This window comes from Nocardia sp. NPDC003999, assembly GCF_053604885.1.
The window spans coordinates 86128-100978 of sequence record NZ_JBSGIB010000019.1; the positions used below are offsets into that span (position 1 = coordinate 86128).

At 69.8% G+C, this 14851-nt stretch carries 12 protein-coding genes; 6 read left to right on the top strand and 6 right to left on the bottom strand.

The annotated features are described in order from the left end of the window. Nucleotides 1-306 precede the first annotated feature (306 nt). Nucleotides 307-1212 (bottom strand): tyrosine-protein phosphatase, encoded by a 906-nt coding sequence (locus tag ACWESM_RS28735; RefSeq protein ID WP_452494379.1) that lies wholly within the window; start codon nt 1210-1212, stop codon nt 307-309. A gap of 80 nt (nt 1213-1292) precedes the next feature. Further along, nucleotides 1293-3689, bottom strand: a complete 2397-nt coding sequence (locus tag ACWESM_RS28740) for a PEP-utilizing enzyme (RefSeq protein ID WP_452494381.1) — start codon at nt 3687-3689, stop codon at nt 1293-1295. Between the two features lie 163 nt (nt 3690-3852). Between ACWESM_RS28740 and ACWESM_RS28745 the strand changes: the two genes are divergently transcribed. The 3 genes from ACWESM_RS28745 to ACWESM_RS28755 all read left to right on the top strand — a co-directional run bounded on the left by ACWESM_RS28745 (nt 3853) and on the right by ACWESM_RS28755 (nt 7449). Further along, the gene (locus ACWESM_RS28745; protein ID WP_452494382.1) at nt 3853-5334 is read left to right on the top strand and encodes an FAD-dependent oxidoreductase; all 1482 of its coding nucleotides are present in this window, start codon (nt 3853-3855) and stop codon (nt 5332-5334) included. 97 nt (nt 5335-5431) lie between these two features. Then, complete coding sequence (hsaA, locus tag ACWESM_RS28750; protein WP_355075442.1) at nt 5432-6595, top strand: 3-hydroxy-9,10-secoandrosta-1,3,5(10)-triene-9,17-dione monooxygenase oxygenase subunit; 1164 nt, start codon at nt 5432-5434, stop codon at nt 6593-6595. Next, a complete protein-coding gene (locus tag ACWESM_RS28755; protein ID WP_452494383.1) occupies nt 6595-7449 on the top strand; it encodes an alpha/beta fold hydrolase in 855 nt (284 codons plus the stop codon). The genes hsaA and ACWESM_RS28755 overlap by 1 nt, the downstream gene beginning before the upstream one ends. A gap of 20 nt (nt 7450-7469) precedes the next feature. On the opposite strand, the gene ACWESM_RS28760 is transcribed toward ACWESM_RS28755, so the two are convergent. The 4 genes from ACWESM_RS28760 to ACWESM_RS28775 form a co-directional block, all read right to left on the bottom strand. Continuing rightward, the gene (locus tag ACWESM_RS28760) at nt 7470-9749 is read right to left on the bottom strand and encodes a helix-turn-helix transcriptional regulator (protein WP_397277666.1); all 2280 of its coding nucleotides are present in this window, start codon (nt 9747-9749) and stop codon (nt 7470-7472) included. A gap of 138 nt (nt 9750-9887) precedes the next feature. Next, entirely contained in the window at nt 9888-11117 is a 1230-nt protein-coding gene (locus ACWESM_RS28765; protein WP_452494386.1) for a bifunctional 3,4-dihydroxy-2-butanone-4-phosphate synthase/GTP cyclohydrolase II, read from the bottom strand. A 61-nt stretch (nt 11118-11178) separates the two neighbouring features. After that, complete coding sequence (locus tag ACWESM_RS28770; protein ID WP_355075449.1) at nt 11179-11754, bottom strand: PadR family transcriptional regulator; 576 nt, start codon at nt 11752-11754, stop codon at nt 11179-11181. 37 nt (nt 11755-11791) lie between these two features. Next, a complete protein-coding gene (locus ACWESM_RS28775; RefSeq protein WP_397079838.1) occupies nt 11792-12625 on the bottom strand; it encodes an IclR family transcriptional regulator in 834 nt (277 codons plus the stop codon). Nucleotides 12626-12849: 224 nt separating this feature from the next. Here ACWESM_RS28775 and ACWESM_RS28780 point away from each other — a divergent pair, with 224 nt between their 5' ends. The 3 genes from ACWESM_RS28780 (at nt 12850) to ACWESM_RS28790 (ending at nt 14830) form a co-directional block, all read left to right on the top strand. After that, nucleotides 12850-13356, top strand: coding sequence for a flavin reductase family protein (locus ACWESM_RS28780; protein ID WP_452494388.1), 507 nt, complete (start codon nt 12850-12852; stop codon nt 13354-13356). A gap of 93 nt (nt 13357-13449) precedes the next feature. Continuing rightward, a complete protein-coding gene (locus ACWESM_RS28785) occupies nt 13450-14592 on the top strand; it encodes a Rieske 2Fe-2S domain-containing protein (protein WP_364436750.1) in 1143 nt (380 codons plus the stop codon). A gap of 10 nt (nt 14593-14602) precedes the next feature. After that, the gene (locus ACWESM_RS28790; protein WP_397277672.1) at nt 14603-14830 is read left to right on the top strand and encodes a hypothetical protein; all 228 of its coding nucleotides are present in this window, start codon (nt 14603-14605) and stop codon (nt 14828-14830) included. Nucleotides 14831-14851: the final 21 nt, after the last annotated feature.

Here is a 14851-nt window from a genome sequence, read left to right on the forward strand (position 1 = left end):
GCGCCGTAGCGATTCCCCGACCGGCGTGGTTTCAGTGTCGCCACCCACCGCGCTGTAAACATCGCCATTCAGAAGTAAGTCCGCTGTGCCGAAAGTCGCACACCCCGTCGGGCGGTCGGTTGATGCCGCATGCCACCGGAGGGTGATTATGGGTCCGGCGGACACCTCTGCGTGCTGACGGCGGCCCGATCCTCGAGCGCGAATTCGTGACCCGCATCCGCTCAGCGGCGCGGTCGTCCGGTGGGTCCCGAAACGACTGAGCGGGTCGGGTGGATCACGATCCACCCGACCCGCTCCGGTCGTCGACTACCGCGGCAACAGTTCGGCTTTCAGCGCTTCCAGCGTGGCACCGTCGACGCCGAGTCCGTCGGTGACGAACCGGTCGAACGATCCGAAGGACGCGGCGGCCTGGTCGAAAGCAGCGTCGAGGTATTCGGCGCGCACGCCGAGGATCGGATCGAACAGCGCCGGATCGGTGACCAGCCCCTTGGCCACCAGCCCGTCCATCGTCGTCTTGTTGCTCGCGGCCAGGTTGTCGTTCGATTCCAGATAGTCCTTGTACACCTGGCCTTTCGGCACACCGAGCGCCGTCATCAAGATCGCGGTCATCCAACCGGTGCGGTCCTTGCCCGCGGTGCAATGGAACAACACGGGTCCGTTCGCGTTCACGATGTCCCGGATGGCGGCCCCGAACTGCGCGCGAGCCGCGGCGTCGGTGACCAGCCAGCGGTAGTAGTCGCGCATGATGCCCGCGGCCTTGCCGTCGCCGAACATCTGCTGCTGCACGGCGGGACCGCCCTGCACCGCCTTGCCCACCATCAGGTAGAAGTCGTTGCCAGGGTCGTACACCGGACGCGCGAGCGCGGGAATCGACGCCGGAAGCTTGTCGGGGTTGGCCCCGGACTCGTTCGGGCTGCGGAAATCGATCACCGCGGTGATGCCCGACGTGACCAGCTTCTGCTGGTCGGCGGCGGTGAGTTTGTCCAGGGCGTCGGTGCGGAACACCACGCCGGTACGGAGTTTGCCGTTGCCCTGGGTGGGATAGTCACCGATGTCCCGCGCATTCGGCGCCGACGACAACTGCATGGAGCGGTCGTGCACAGTGTGCACCAGTCCGGGCCCCGCCAATGCGGTGGTGGTGGACGGGAACACGGCGATCAATGCGGCGGCGACACCGGTCACCGCCCCGCGAACAGCACGCGAAATCGTCACTGGCTCATTCCTTCCATAGAGTCGCGGCCCGGCGACGCCGAGCCGGCAAGTGGGCCGGAGTGTGCGAACCCGGCCACGGCTCAGGCGTCGGCGAGCAGGGTGACCGTGCCGGCCGCCCCGTCGACCCGCACCCGTTGCCCATCGGCCAGCCGGGTGCTGGCGGTCTTGGTGTCCACGACGCAGGGGATGCCGAATTCCCTGGCCACGATGGCCGCGTGCGAGGCGGAGCCGCCGATGTCGGTGACCACCGCGGCGGCGTAGGCGAACATCGCCGTGTGGCCGGTGTCGGTGACCGATGCCACCAGGATGTCGCCCGGCTCGATGTCGTCGTCGAGGGACAGGACGCGTTTCACCGTGCCTTCCACGACGCCGGGGCATACCCCGATGCCGGTCAGGCCGTCTCCGGGCGTCAACGCGTCCGCGTTCGGCAGCGGCTCCCAGTCACCTGCGATCACGTCCGGCATGCGGACGCCGCGCAACCGGCTCAGCTCGGCTCGGCGGCGTGCTACCCGTTCGGTCAGATCGGCTGGCGCCCAGAGGATTTCGTCGAGCGTGAGAAAGCAGGCGTCCTCGGCCTGCTGTAGCAGCCCCTGCCGGATCAGCCGTTCCGCGCGCTCTCGCACGGCGAGGCGCAGGCAGTGGGTGTACCGGACCACGGCGTCGCGGACGCGTTCGCGCGCCATCGTCGCTCCTGCCGCCATCCGTGCGGTGCGGCTCGGCGCCGGGTCGACCGGTTCCCGCTTGGGCGCGGGCATCCGAGCGGCGCGTGCGGCGGCGGTCACCAGCAGCTCCGGCCGGTCGCCGAAGGTCGGGTTGAGCAGCTCGCACTCGCCCGGTCCGCGATGTCCGATCCGCCGCAGCTCCTCCTCCAGCGCGGTGGCGAACGCCGGGGAGATCGTCCGCGCCGCGGTGACGTCGCCCGCGTGCGCCGCGTCGTGCAACGCGGTGTCGGCCCGGCACAAGGCGGCGAGCCGTTCCACCGCGAGCATGGTCCTGGCCGACTCCAACCGCTCCAGATCGATGGGCACGGTCGCCGCTTCCTTGCCGCGGGAGTGGATGGCGGTGGCCGCGCCGGTCATCATCACCCCGATGGACGCCGCCGCCCAGGACTGATTCAGCCGATCCCGCCACAGCAGGGCGCGGGCGTGCAGTTGTTCATCGGTGAGCTCGCGAATCGCCGCGGCGCCAAGGGATTCCTGATGCGCGGCGGCATTGATGCCGTCGGTGGTCTCGCGGTAGCGCAGCGCGGTGCGCAGCACCCGGCCCGCCGCGCGCCAGGTGGCGCGGGTACTGGCGAATCCCGTCGGTGTGGGTGGCTTGCCGTGCGGGGTCAGCGAGATCTCGGGCGGGATGTTGCCGTAGACGTCGCGGCGGATGCTCTGCTCGTCCCAGCCCGGCATGTTCTCCGCGGCCAGCACGCCGATGGAGGCGTTGATGTAGATGTGGTGCCCGAGCACCGTGGTGACCCGGCTGGTCCAGTGCTCCAGCGCGATGCCGTCCAGCGCGATCATGGTGCCCATCGCGGCATTGGCCAGCCGGATAGCGCCCGCTTGGAGATCCACCGTCAGCGGGGTGAGCGGTCCGGGCAGCGCCTCGGATGTATTGGTCGCGGTGTGCACCGGATAGGCCGGGTCGACACGATCGTCGAACTCGCCCTCGAGACCTTCCGGCGCGACCGACACCAGCGCGTGTCCGTCCGAGGTGGCCGCGCGGGTGGGTATCAGGTAGCCGGGCAGCGGGATGGCGCCGGGCCCGGCGACGAACTCGTCGCCGTCGAGTCTGCGACCGGTCAGTCCGCGGACGAGGTCGGCCGCCACTTCGGACGCGGTCCAGCCGCACCGGAATCCCCATTCGTCGCGTGCCACCCTCGAATCCACCTGCGGTGGCGTGCCGGACGTCCGCCGCGACTTCCGTGTTCGGGCCGCCTGGCGGATGCGATGCGCGTCCGCACTCGAGACCACCCCGGGCGCGGCCAGTTCGACCAGGCCGGTGCGCTCGGATTGCGCGGCCAGCACCAGGAAACGTTCGAAGTCGTCGGTGTGCAGCACCTGGAATCCGCCCGCTCGGCGGGAACCGAGCAGCCCGCGCAGGATTCGCCAACTCGCGCCATCGACGCGCCTGCCCGCGACCGGCGCGGTGCGCACGATCAACGCCGCCGCCCCGCTGGACCGCACGACGTCCTCGGCGATCGATTCCGGCCCCGCGACCACCGGAACGACGATTCGCGCCCCGGCCGCTCGGGTCGCCGTCGCGATGGCGGCGAGCGAACCGCCCAGATGCACTACCGACGCGCAGTCGGCGACAGCCCGTGCGCACAACGCGGGCTCGGCGAGGTCACCGGTGATCACCTCGACCCGAGGGTCGACGTACCGGTGCTGCGCGCGGTCCAGCCCGACCACGTCGTGGCCCGCGGCCAGCAGCATGCGCGCCACCGCGCGACCGGTCGGATCGGAAACTCCGGTGACCAGGACCCGCATGAAATCTTCCTCCTCGCTGGCGCCCATACAGACGTGACGCCGTTCACACACCATCGCCATACGGCGAGCCTGCGGCCGACCACAGTCCCGATGAACGGGACCGGCGGGTCGCTCACCAAGACGGGCGGCCCGCCATCGCGACCGGCGCGGGAAGGTCGACCCCATGAGTGATCGGTATTCGGTCGCGCCTCGGGAGGCCGCCGACGTGCGCGCCTACGACCTCGAGACCGATGTGCTGGTGGTCGGTTACGGATGCGCCGGAGCGGCGGCGGCATTCGAGGCGGCGGCGAGCGGCGCGCAGGTGCTGGTGCTGGATCGGATGAGCGGTCCCGGCGGCGCATCCGCCCTCTCGGGCGGTGAGATCTATCTCGGCGGCGGCACACCGATCCAGCGGGCCTGCGGATTCGACGACGACCCGGGAGCGATGGCCGCGTTCCTGTCCGCCGCGCTCGGTCCGGGGGCGGATTCGGCCAAGATCTCTCGCTACAGCGAGGACAGCGTCGCGCACTTCCACTGGCTCGCCGACCGCGGCGTGCCGTTCAAGCCCACACTGTGGGACGCGCCGACGTGGGTACCGCCGACGGATGACGGGCTGATGTGGCTGGGAGAGAACAGCAAGCCGTTCTCCGACCTCGCCGATCCCGCGCCCCGCGGGCATCGCCCGGCCGCCGCCGACTTCGGCGGCAAGCTGCTCATGGACTGTCTGGCCGAGGCCGCGCGATCCGCCGGCGCGACAGCGCTTTTCGATACCAGGGCGACCTGCCTGGTCCTGGCGGCCGACGGCACCGTCGTCGGTGTGGTGGCCCGGCGGTACGGCACCGAGCTGACCATCCGGGCACGTCGCGGCGTCGTGCTGACCACCGGCGGATTCGTGGACAATGACGCCATGCTCGCCGCTCACGCACCGAAACTGCTGGGGCACACCAAGGTCAGCGCGGGCACCGACGACGGAAGCGGGATCCGGATGGCGCAGGCGCTCGGCGCGGCCGTGCGGCACATGTCCACGGGCCAGGTCGGCATCTCGCTCGTTCCCGGCCTCGCCGCGCGCGGCATGGTGGTCAACGGGCACGGGCAGCGGTTCGTCAACGAGGACACCTATCCCGGCCGGATCGGCCAGGCGGCGCTGTTCCGGCACGGCATGCGGACCTGGGTCGTGCTGGACGAACGAGCCTTCGAGGAAGTGCCGGAACCACAGCGGTGGGGTGTGCAGCCGACCCATGTGGCGGAGACCGCCGAGGAACTCGCCGACCTGATGGGCGTACCGGCGGCCGCGCTGGCCGACACCGTCCGCCGGTACAACGACTTCGCCTCGGGCGGGGTGGATCCCGAGTTCGGGAAAGCGCCGCGCTGGGTGCGGCCCCTCACGCCGCCGCTCGCCGCGATCGACGTGCGGGCGGGGGTGCGGCCACCGTCGGAATCCGGTGATCGCCGTGGGACCGGTGCGTCCGTGTTCACCCTCGGTGGTCTGCACACCTCGCTCGACGGCGCCGTACTCGATGTCGACGGCGCCCCGATCCCCGGTCTGTTCGCCGCGGGCCGTGCCGCGAGCAACCTGCACGGCGAGGGCTACATCAGCGGCACTTCGCTCGGCGACGGCACCTTCTTCGGCCGCCGCGCAGGTACCGCCGCGGCCCGCACCAGCTGATCCGGACGGCGGGTTCCGGTCATCGGGATGGATCGGACCGGACGGCGCCGCACCGGCCTAGCGTCGAAAGACGGCACTACCAGGAGGACTACCGCATATGACCAACAAGGTGCTCGATCGGGTACGGGATCTGCTGCCCGCTATCCGGGAGCGAGCCGCCGACGCCGAACTGCAGCGCAGAGTGCCCGACCAGAGCATCCGGGAGCTGACCGAGGCCGGGGTGTTCCGCATGCTGCAGCCGTCCCGTTTCGGCGGCGACGAATCCTCACCGGTCGCGTTCTATGAGGTGATCCGCGCCATCGCGACCGCCTGCCCGTCCACGGCCTGGGTGTCCTCGGTGCTGGGCGCGCACCCGTGGCAACTGGCGTTGTTTCCGCTGCGGGCACAGGAGGACGTCTGGAGTGCGGATCCGGACACACTGGTCTCGTCGTCGTACGCGCCGACCGGCAAGCTGACACCGGTCGAGGGCGGCTTCGAGATCAGCGGTCGGTGGAGCTTCTCCTCCGGGTGCGATCACGCCCGCTGGGCCTTCCTGGGCGCGGTCGTGCCGAACGACGAAGGCGGAGCGGAGTATCTGACCGTTCTGGTGCCGCGTGCCGATTACCGCATCGAGGACGTCTGGCACGTGTCGGGGCTGTCCGGCACCGGCAGCAACGACATCGTCATCGAGAAGGCGTTCGTACCCGCCCACCGGACCTACAGCGCGAGTGAGCAGGCCGAGCTGCGCGGACCCGGACAGGAGGTCAATACCGCTGCACTGTACCGGATTTCGTTTGGCGCGGTGTTCTCCAACACCATCACCGCACCGATCATCGGCGCCGCCCAAGGCGCGTACGAAGCGCACATCGAGCGCATGCGCGAGCGGGTGCGGATCTCCTACGGCGGGCAGAAGGCCGCCGAGGATCCGTTCGCGCACGTCCGCGTCGCTCGCGCCGCCTCCGAGATCGACGCCGCCGTCCTGCAGATGGAGCGCAACATCGGCGAACAACTGCGCTACGCCGAGGCGGGGGAGGAGATCCCTCTCGAACTGCGGGTCCGCAGCCGCCGCGACCAGGTGCGCGGCACCGAACGCGCCATCGAGGCCATCGACCTGCTGTTCGACAACTCCGGCGGTCATGCGATCCGCAAACCCAATCCGATCGAACGGCACTGGCGTGACGCGCACGCCGGGAGCGTGCACGTGATCAACGACGTGGAGCGCGCGCTGGTCCTGTACGGCCGGGACGCGTTCGGCCTGCCGGTCACGGATCGGATGATTTGATGACGCTCACCGCGGAGAACACCACGCGCCGGAGCACGACGGGCGGGCTGGAACTGCGCTACCACGAAGCGGGGTCGGGCGCGCCGCTGGTGCTGTTGCACGGCTCCGGACCGGGCGTCTCGGGATGGGCCAACTTCGGCGCCAACCTGCCGGTGCTGGCCGAGCGTTTCCGTTGTCTGATCGTGGATCAGCCTGGCTTCGGCGCCAGTGGCCGCCCGCCGGTGTACGAACGCAACTATCTGCGCATCTCCGCCGACGCGGTGCTGGGCCTGCTCGATGACCTCCATCTGGAACGGGTGCACCTGCTCGGCAATTCGATGGGTGGCGCGGTCGCGACGCTACTGGCGCTGGAACATCCCGACCGGGTCGATCGGCTGGTGCTGATGGCGCCCGGCGGCGTCGGGGTGAACGTGCTGGGGCCCGAGCCGTCCGAAGGCATCACGCGCTTGATGGAGTTCAGCGCCGCTCCCACCCGGGAACGGCTGCTGCCCTGGCTGCGTGCCATGGTGTCGGATCCGGCGACCCTCACCGAGGAGTTGATCGAGACCCGGTCGGCCGCTGCCTCCGATCCCGCCGCTATCGCCGCGCTGCGCGACGCGTACGCGACCTTCGCCGATCCCGCTCTCGCCGAACCGGTTCCGCTGTGGGCCCGGCTGCGCGGCCTGCGCGCCGAGACGCAGATCCTGTGGGGGCGTGACGACCGGGTGACACCGGTGGAGGCGGCGTTGTTCCCGGCACGGCAGATCCCGAACGCGGATCTGCGCGTCTTCGCCCGGTGTGGTCATTGGGTGCAGATCGAACGCAAGTCGGCGTTCGAGCGCGCGGTCGTCGATTTTCTCACCGCCGGTCTCTGACCGCCCGCCGCCCACGTCGATCACACCTCGTGATCGCGGACCCACCCCGCGATCTGGGTTCGGGAGGTGAAACCGAGCTTGGTGAGAATGTGCTCGACGTGGGTCTCGGCGGTGCGCACCGAGATCACCAGCTCGGCGGCGATGCGTTTGTTGCTGTGCCCCGCCGCCACCAGCCGGGCGACGTCCTTCTCCCGGCGTGTGAGGACGTCCGCCGCCTGTGCCTCGACCGGAGCGGCCTGCGGCGGTCGCGCCGTGGCGGGCGCGCGTCCCAGCGCGTAATCGATCGCCTCGCTCAGCGACAGCGTCGCGCCGCTGTCGAAGATCTCCTCGAACTTCCGCTCGCCCAGTTCTTCTCGCACGCGACCACGCATCCTGTCACCGAGTACGCCGGTGATGGCGTGGGCGAGGCGTACCGTGCTGCGCGCCAGGATCTCCGCGGCGCCGAGCAGACGGGCGGCTCGCTCGAAGTCGGCGCGCGCGACCGCCGACCACGCCAGCCCTTCGAATCCGGAGGCAAGCCAGACGCATCGGTCGAACAGGCTGAACATCTCGACGGAGCGGGCGAGATATCCGGTCGCGGCACGCTGATCGCCGCGCCGCCAATGATCCAGCCCCATCGACCACTGCGCCAGCCCGCCGAGCAGATACGGTCCGCGCTCTGTGGTGACCTTCAGCAGCCGCTCGGCGAAGGCGGTCGAGCGTTCGTCGGCGAGCACCAGCGCGCACACGAACGCGAACGCGAGGCTGTCCATCTCCATCGCGTGATGGCCGCATTCGGCTGCCAGATGCGTGGCGGTCTCGGCCAATTCGAGCGCGCGGGCGGTGTCGCCGTCGTTGAAGGCGAGCAGCGCCGAATCGAGCATCGCCTCCGCGAGGATGTCGGGGGCATTGACCCGGCGCGCCAGGGCAACGCATTCGTCCACCAACTGGCGCGCCGACCCGCGATCGGACAGCAACGCCGCGAGCGAGGCCGCCGCGGACAGCCCGCGTGCGCGCAGCTCGGTCGGTTCGCTCGACCTCGCCAGCGCGTCGGTCAGCCAGCGGTAGCCCTCGGTGAGGAAGCGATTGTGCTCCCAGAACGGCCGCAGCACCGCCGCCATCTCGAGCGCCGACTCGGGTGCGTCGGTCAGGCTGAACTGTAGCGCCGCGCGCAGATTCGCGTGCTCGCGGTTCAGTTCGCGGAACCAGGCGACGTCATCGGAACTCCAATACGCGGTGCGGCCGCGCAGTGCCAGCCGCCGGTAATGATCGCGGTGGCGGCCGCGCACCTCGGGCTCCTCGCCCCGCTCGGCCAGCCGGTCGCGGGCGAACTGCCGGATCGGCTCCAGCATCGAGTACCGCCCGACATCGCCGTCGTAGCGCAGACTCAGCACCGACTTGTCGACCAGGCCGGTCAGCGCGTCGATCACCGTGCGCCCGTTCGGTGCGGGCAGGCACACGGCTTCGGCGGCGTCGATGTCGAAGCCGCCGGAGAACACCGACAGCTGCTCCCACAAGCGCTGTTCGGCCGGGATGCACAGGTCGTAGCTCCAGCGGATCGCGCCCTCGATGGTCTGCTGTCGTTCCGGCGCGAGTCGCGGTCCCGCGCTGAGCAGGCCCATGGTGTCGTCGAGCCGGGTGAGGATCTGTTCCGGAGTGAACACGCGGAACCGCAACGCGGCCAGCTCCAACGCGAGCGGAATGCCGTCCAGCCGGCGGCAGATCGCGGCCAGCGCATCGCGATTCGCGGGGGTGGCCGCGAAGCCGGGGTTGGCGGCGCCGGCCCGCTCGGCGAGCAGTCGCATCGCATCGCTGTCGGTGGTCCCCGCGTCCGGTAGCGGCAAGGGCGCGACGGGCATGACCTGTTCGCCCTGCACTCCCAGCACCTCCCGGCTGGTCGCCAGCACGCGGACCTCCGAGGTGGTGGCCACGATCCTGCCCACCAGCCGCGCGCAGGCGTCGATCAGGTGCTCGCAGTTGTCCAAGATCAGCAGCAGCCGCTTGGCCGCGAGGAAGTCGGTGAGCCGCCGCAGCGGCGCCGCCGTGTCATCGCGCAACGCGAGGGCCTCCGCGACGGTCACCGTGACCAGATCCGGGTCCTGGACGTCGGCCAGCTCGACCAGCCACACCCCGTCCGGGAACGCGCGTGCGACCGCGACGCCGACTTGGCGGGACAGCCGGGTCTTGCCGACGCCGCCCGGACCGAGCAGGGTCAGCACGCGTGTCGTGGGCAGCAGCCGCTTCGCGGCGGCGAGTTCCTCCCGGCGCCCGACGAAGCTGGTGACCTCGGCAGGGAGGTTGCCGATGGGACGCCGCGCCATGGGTGTCAACCCTAGGTACCGCGCGGGGCGCGGAAGAGCGTTCTGGACAAATTCAACTCCGATGAACGTGCCCGCGGGCCCGGCACGCGCAGGATCGGCGGCGTTCCGGTGACCGCGGAGGGATCGAACCGGCGCCGCTCACCGAGCGGCGGCAGCGGCGTCGACGTCGCTGAGCTGATGGCGCATACGGTCGCGCTTGGCGCGCAGGTACCGCACGTTGTGCTCGGTCGGACTGGTCTGCAGCGGAATCCGTCGTTCGACGGCGATGCCGTATTCGGTCAATCCCGCCTGCTTGGCCGGATTGTTGCTGAGCAAGTGGACCGACCGCACTCCCAGGTCGGCCAGGATCCGCGCCGCGGCGCCGTAGTGACGGGCGTCGACGGGCAGCCCGAGTCGCAGATTCGCGTCGACCGTGTCGGCGCCCTCGTCCTGGAGCGCGTAGGCGCGCAGCTTGTTCAGCAGTCCGACGCCGCGCCCCTCTTGTCCGCGCAGGTACACCACGACCCCACGGCCCGCGGCGGCCACTGCCCGCAAGGCGGCGTCGAGCTGCTCGCCGCAGTCGCAGCGCAGCGAGCCGAACGCGTCGCCGGTGAGGCATTCCGAATGCACCCGGGTCAGTACGTCGCGCTCGCCCGGCGCGCCGAACACCAACGCGAGGTGTTCGGCGTCGTCGGTCGTGTCCCGGTAGCCGATGAGCCGGAACTCGCCGAAGCGGGTGGGCAGCCTGGTCTCGACGACGCGCACGACGCCCGGCTCCAGCCTGCGGCGATGGTCGATCAGGTCGGCGATGGAAATGATCGGGATTCCGTGCACCCTGGCCATGGTCAGCAGGTCGGGGAGCCGGGCCATCGAGCCGTCGTCGCGCACCACCTCGGCGATGACCGCGGCGGGGCGCAAGCCCGCCATCCGCACCAGGTCGACCGCCGCCTCGGTGTGCCCTTGCCGACCGAGCACGCCACGCGGGTGCGCTCGCAGGGGGAACACGTGCCCGGGGCGAGTGAAATCCCGGGGTGTGGCGTCGGGATCGGCGAGCAAGCGCATGGTGTGCGCGCGGTCGGCGGCCGATATGCCGGTGGTGATGCCCGCCGCCGCGTCGACCGAGACCGTGTACGCAGTGCCCTTCGGGTCCTGGTTGATCGCCGTCATCGGCGGCAGCTCCAGCCGGTCCAGGTCGCTGCCCGTCATGGGCACGCACAGCACGCCGCTGGTGTGCCGCACCAGGAACCCGATGTTCGCCGCGGTCGCCTGCTCCGCGGCGAGCACCAGATCGCCTTCGTTCTCGCGGTCCTCGTCGTCCACGACGAGGACCATGCCGCCGTTCGCGATGGCCGCCACCGCGGCAGGCACCGAGTCCAGTTCACCGGTCATCGTCCGCCACCTCCATATGCCTAATAGAAATATGGCGGGGCCGGAACAGCCAGGTGGCGTCTCACTGAGTGAGGCGGTCGATATCCGCCAGCAGCTCGCGGGCGAAATCGCGCTCCGCCTCGTAGTGCCGCACGCACCAGCGCAGCACCAGTTCGGGATAGGCCCAGTCCGGATTCGCCTCGGCGCCCTGCGCGTCGGCCTCGGCACGCCTGCGCATCTTCTCTGCGTACTCGATGTGCTCGGTGAGTATGTCGCGCATCCGGTCGGGTTCGGCGAGGTTGCCGAGCCATGCGCGCAGCATCACGCTGTGCTTGAGCACCGGCGCCTCCACCGGTGCGTGATTGACCCAGTTCGCCGCGGCCGCACGGCCTTCCGACGTGATGGCGTACATCCGCTTGCCGCGCACGCCGTCCTCGTGCACCACCGTGCGGGAGCTGGCGTAGCCGTGCTTCTCGAGGCGTTTGAGTTCGGCGTAGATCTGGCTGAACGACGGGCTCCAATAGAAGAACTGCAGACTCCAGTCGGCCCATTTCTTGAGGTCGTAGCCGGAGAGTTCGTCGGCGTGCGAGAGCATGCCGAGTACGGCCCACGCGGTGGTCGGCAGGTCGGGCACCGCGGGTGTGACGCCATCGGTCATGGTCGGACTGTACCGCTCAGGCATATTCGGATTCGAACTATCGCCAGCGCGCCCGGCGCCCGAACAGCGTCCGTCCGGCCTCGTGGGAGATCTCGAGCAGCACCCGCGCCAGCTTGTCGAAGCTCATCGCCTCGGCTCGACCGGACAGCGACAGGGCTGCGGGGGCGGTGCCGCGGCCCCGGAGTGGCGCTGCGACACAGGCGATTCCGTCCATCGCTTCCTCGCGGTCCAGCGCCACGCCCTGGCGCAGCCGGACCTGGGCCAAGGCGCGATGCAGCGCGTCGGGCTCGGTGATGGTGTGCGCGGTCCGTCGCGGCAGCCGGGAATGGAACGCGGCTTCGGCGATAGTCGGCTCGAGCGTGGCCAGCATGGCCTTGCCGAGCGCGGTGCAGTGCGCGGGCATGCGGCCGCCGAGGCGGGTCGGCAGCATCGCGGCCAAGCGGCCGCCCGCCTTGTCCAGGTACACCACCTCGCGCCCGTCGAGCACCGCCAGGTGTCCGACCATGCCGGTGCGCTGGCACAACTCGTGCAGCAGCGGGCTGACCGCGTCGCGGATCTCGTTGTGGTCGGCGGTGAGCCCACCCAGTTCCAAGGTCCGCATGCCGAGCCGGTACCCGCCGGACGTGTGGGCCAGCCACCGGAGCCGGATCATCTGGTCGAGGATCCGATGGACGGTCGAGCGCGGCAGGCCGGTGCGTTCCACCAAGCCGAGCAGCGTCAGCGTCGGGGTGGCCGCGTCGAACGCGTCCAGGATGAGGGTCATCCGCTCGATCATCGACACCGGCACCTCGGTTTCCACCCCCTTGGCGCGGGTCCGCCGCGGGACCCGGTCGGTGCGCGGCTCGCTGTCGGGCAGCAGGGTGACGGTCATTCGAACCTCCGTCGGTCACAGTCGGTCAACGTCGACCAGGCATTACGTGCTCGATCGTTTGTGTCTCCCATCACACTGACGACTTCGCAGCCGAGATGAATCGGGAGAACTACGTAGCTTCTACGGATCCGCATCTCGGTGACCGGACTCCGATCTTGACGACCCTCGGGCGAGCGCTGCTGTCATAGCTGACAGGTATATGCCTGATCGAAATAGGAGGCCCGATGGAACCGGTGCTCGAGATGGACGGATCGCCGCTGGACGTGCGCGACTTCAAAGCGGTGCTGGGTCGCTTCTGCACAGGCGTCACGGTGATCACCGCGCACTCGGAGGACGGGCCGGTCGGATTCACCTGCCAGTCGTTCTCGGCGCTGTCGCTGGAGCCGCCCGCGGTCTGCTTCTGCCCCGCGCGCACGTCCACATCGTGGCCGCGCATCCGGGCCGTTGGCCGGCTCTGCGTCAACATCCTGGCCCACGACCAGCAGGAGATCTGCCGCCGTCTCGCGCGCAGCGGCACCGACAAGTTCGCTGGGGTCGACTGGGAGCCCTCGCCCAACGGCTCGCCGCGGCTGGCCGGAGCCATGGCCTGGCTCGACTGCGAGATCGAGCAGGAGGTCGACGGCGGCGACCACACCATCGTCATCGCACGCGTCACCGCGCTGTCGGAGCATCGCGAGGCGCCTCCGCTGCTGTTCTACCGCTCCGCCTTCGGGCGGCTCGATGAGGCCTGAGCACCTCCCGGCCAGTGGGACTGCACATTTCCGGGGCGGGACGGCGAACCGAAATATCGAAGTGACAACCGTGCGCGAATCGTGGAGGAACCGATGACTACCGACACCGAGGTCCGAGTGATCGACGCGGGCGCTCCGCCCGCCCGCTACGCGCGCGGCTGGCACTGCCTGGGGCTCGCGCGGGACTTCCGGGACGGGAAACCGCATACCGTCGAGATCTTCGGCACCGAACTGGTGGTCTTCGCCGGTGCGGGCGGAGAGTTGTACGTGCTGGACGCCTATTGCAGGCACATGGGCGGGAACCTCGGGGACGGCCGGATCAAAGGTGACTCCATCGCCTGTCCTTTCCACGACTGGCGGTGGGGCGGCAATGGACGCTGCACCGGCATCCCCTACGGCCGCCGAGTTCCACCCCGGGCTCGGACTCGCTCGTGGCCGACGTTGGAGCAGAACAAGCAGCTGTTCGTGTGGAACGACCCGGAGGGCGATCCGCCCCCGGCGGAGGTCACCATCCCGCGCATCGACGGGGCGTTCAGCGACGAGTGGACCGACTGGACCTGGAACACCATGACGATCGACGGCGCGAATTGCCGCGAGGTCATCGACAACGTGGTGGACATGGCGCACTTCTTCTACGTGCACTTCGGGTTCCCGACCTACTTCAAGAACGTCTTCGAGGGTCACATCGCCAGCCAGTACATGACCTCGGTGTCGCGCGAGGACATGATGGGGGAGACCGCGAAGGCGTTGGGCGGCAAGAACGTCCTGCACTCTGATGCCTCTTACTACGGCCCGTCCTACATGATCGATCACCTGCGCAGCGAGAGCGCGGGCCTGACGGTGGAGGGCATCCTCATCAACTGCCACTACCCGGTGTCACCCACGAAATTCGTGCTGCAGTACGGCGCGATCGTGAAGAAGCCACACGGCGTGCCCGCGGAGCAGGCCGAGGAGATCGCGGCGAAGTTCGCCGGTGGCCTGGGCCGCGGCTTCGAACAGGATGCCGCGATCTGGCAGCGCAAGACCCGCATCGACAACCCGCTGCTGTGCGAGGAGGACGGACCCGTCTACCAGCTGCGCCGCTGGTACGAGCAGTTCTACACCGACGTGGCCGACATCGATCCGAAGATGACCGACCGCTTCGAGTTCGAAGTGGACACCACCAGGGCGGTCACGGCGTGGGAGGCGGAGGTCGCCGAGAATCTCGCCGAGCAGCGCGCCGCCGCCGGAGCCTGAGCGGGGCGCGATGGAACGGGTTACCTGCCGTATCTGCGCGACGTGTGTGCTCGTCGAGAAGTTCAGTCCGCAGCACACCAGCGTGCAGTGGAGCGCGGGCGCGGTGGCGGCGTGCGCCGAGTTCGCCGGCGCGGACAGTGCGCGGGTACGGACCTGCGTCGCGCTGCGCGACAGCATCGATGCCGCCGTCGCGGGCGGTCTCATCGACGTCAGCAGCCGGGACGGGGACGTGCCGTGACAGCCGTGGAGGACCGAAGAG

Excerpts from the sequence above, each read along its gene's own strand:
- ACWESM_RS28755 (WP_452494383.1), top strand. The coding sequence starts at position 6,595 with ATGACGCTCACCGCGGAGAACACCACGCGCCGGAGCACGACGGGCGGG.
- ACWESM_RS28745 (WP_452494382.1), top strand. The coding sequence starts at position 3,853 with ATGAGTGATCGGTATTCGGTCGCGCCTCGGGAGGCCGCCGACGTGCGC.
- hsaA (WP_355075442.1), top strand. The coding sequence starts at position 5,432 with ATGACCAACAAGGTGCTCGATCGGGTACGGGATCTGCTGCCCGCTATC.
- ACWESM_RS28760 (WP_397277666.1), bottom strand. The coding sequence starts at position 9,749 with ATGGCGCGGCGTCCCATCGGCAACCTCCCTGCCGAGGTCACCAGCTTC.
- ACWESM_RS28770 (WP_355075449.1), bottom strand. The coding sequence starts at position 11,754 with ATGACCGATGGCGTCACACCCGCGGTGCCCGACCTGCCGACCACCGCG.
- ACWESM_RS28740 (WP_452494381.1), bottom strand. The coding sequence starts at position 3,689 with ATGCGGGTCCTGGTCACCGGAGTTTCCGATCCGACCGGTCGCGCGGTG.
- ACWESM_RS28765 (WP_452494386.1), bottom strand. The coding sequence starts at position 11,117 with ATGACCGGTGAACTGGACTCGGTGCCTGCCGCGGTGGCGGCCATCGCG.
- ACWESM_RS28785 (WP_364436750.1), top strand. The coding sequence starts at position 13,450 with ATGACTACCGACACCGAGGTCCGAGTGATCGACGCGGGCGCTCCGCCC.
- ACWESM_RS28775 (WP_397079838.1), bottom strand. The coding sequence starts at position 12,625 with ATGACCGTCACCCTGCTGCCCGACAGCGAGCCGCGCACCGACCGGGTC.
- ACWESM_RS28790 (WP_397277672.1), top strand. The coding sequence starts at position 14,603 with ATGGAACGGGTTACCTGCCGTATCTGCGCGACGTGTGTGCTCGTCGAG.
- ACWESM_RS28780 (WP_452494388.1), top strand. The coding sequence starts at position 12,850 with ATGGAACCGGTGCTCGAGATGGACGGATCGCCGCTGGACGTGCGCGAC.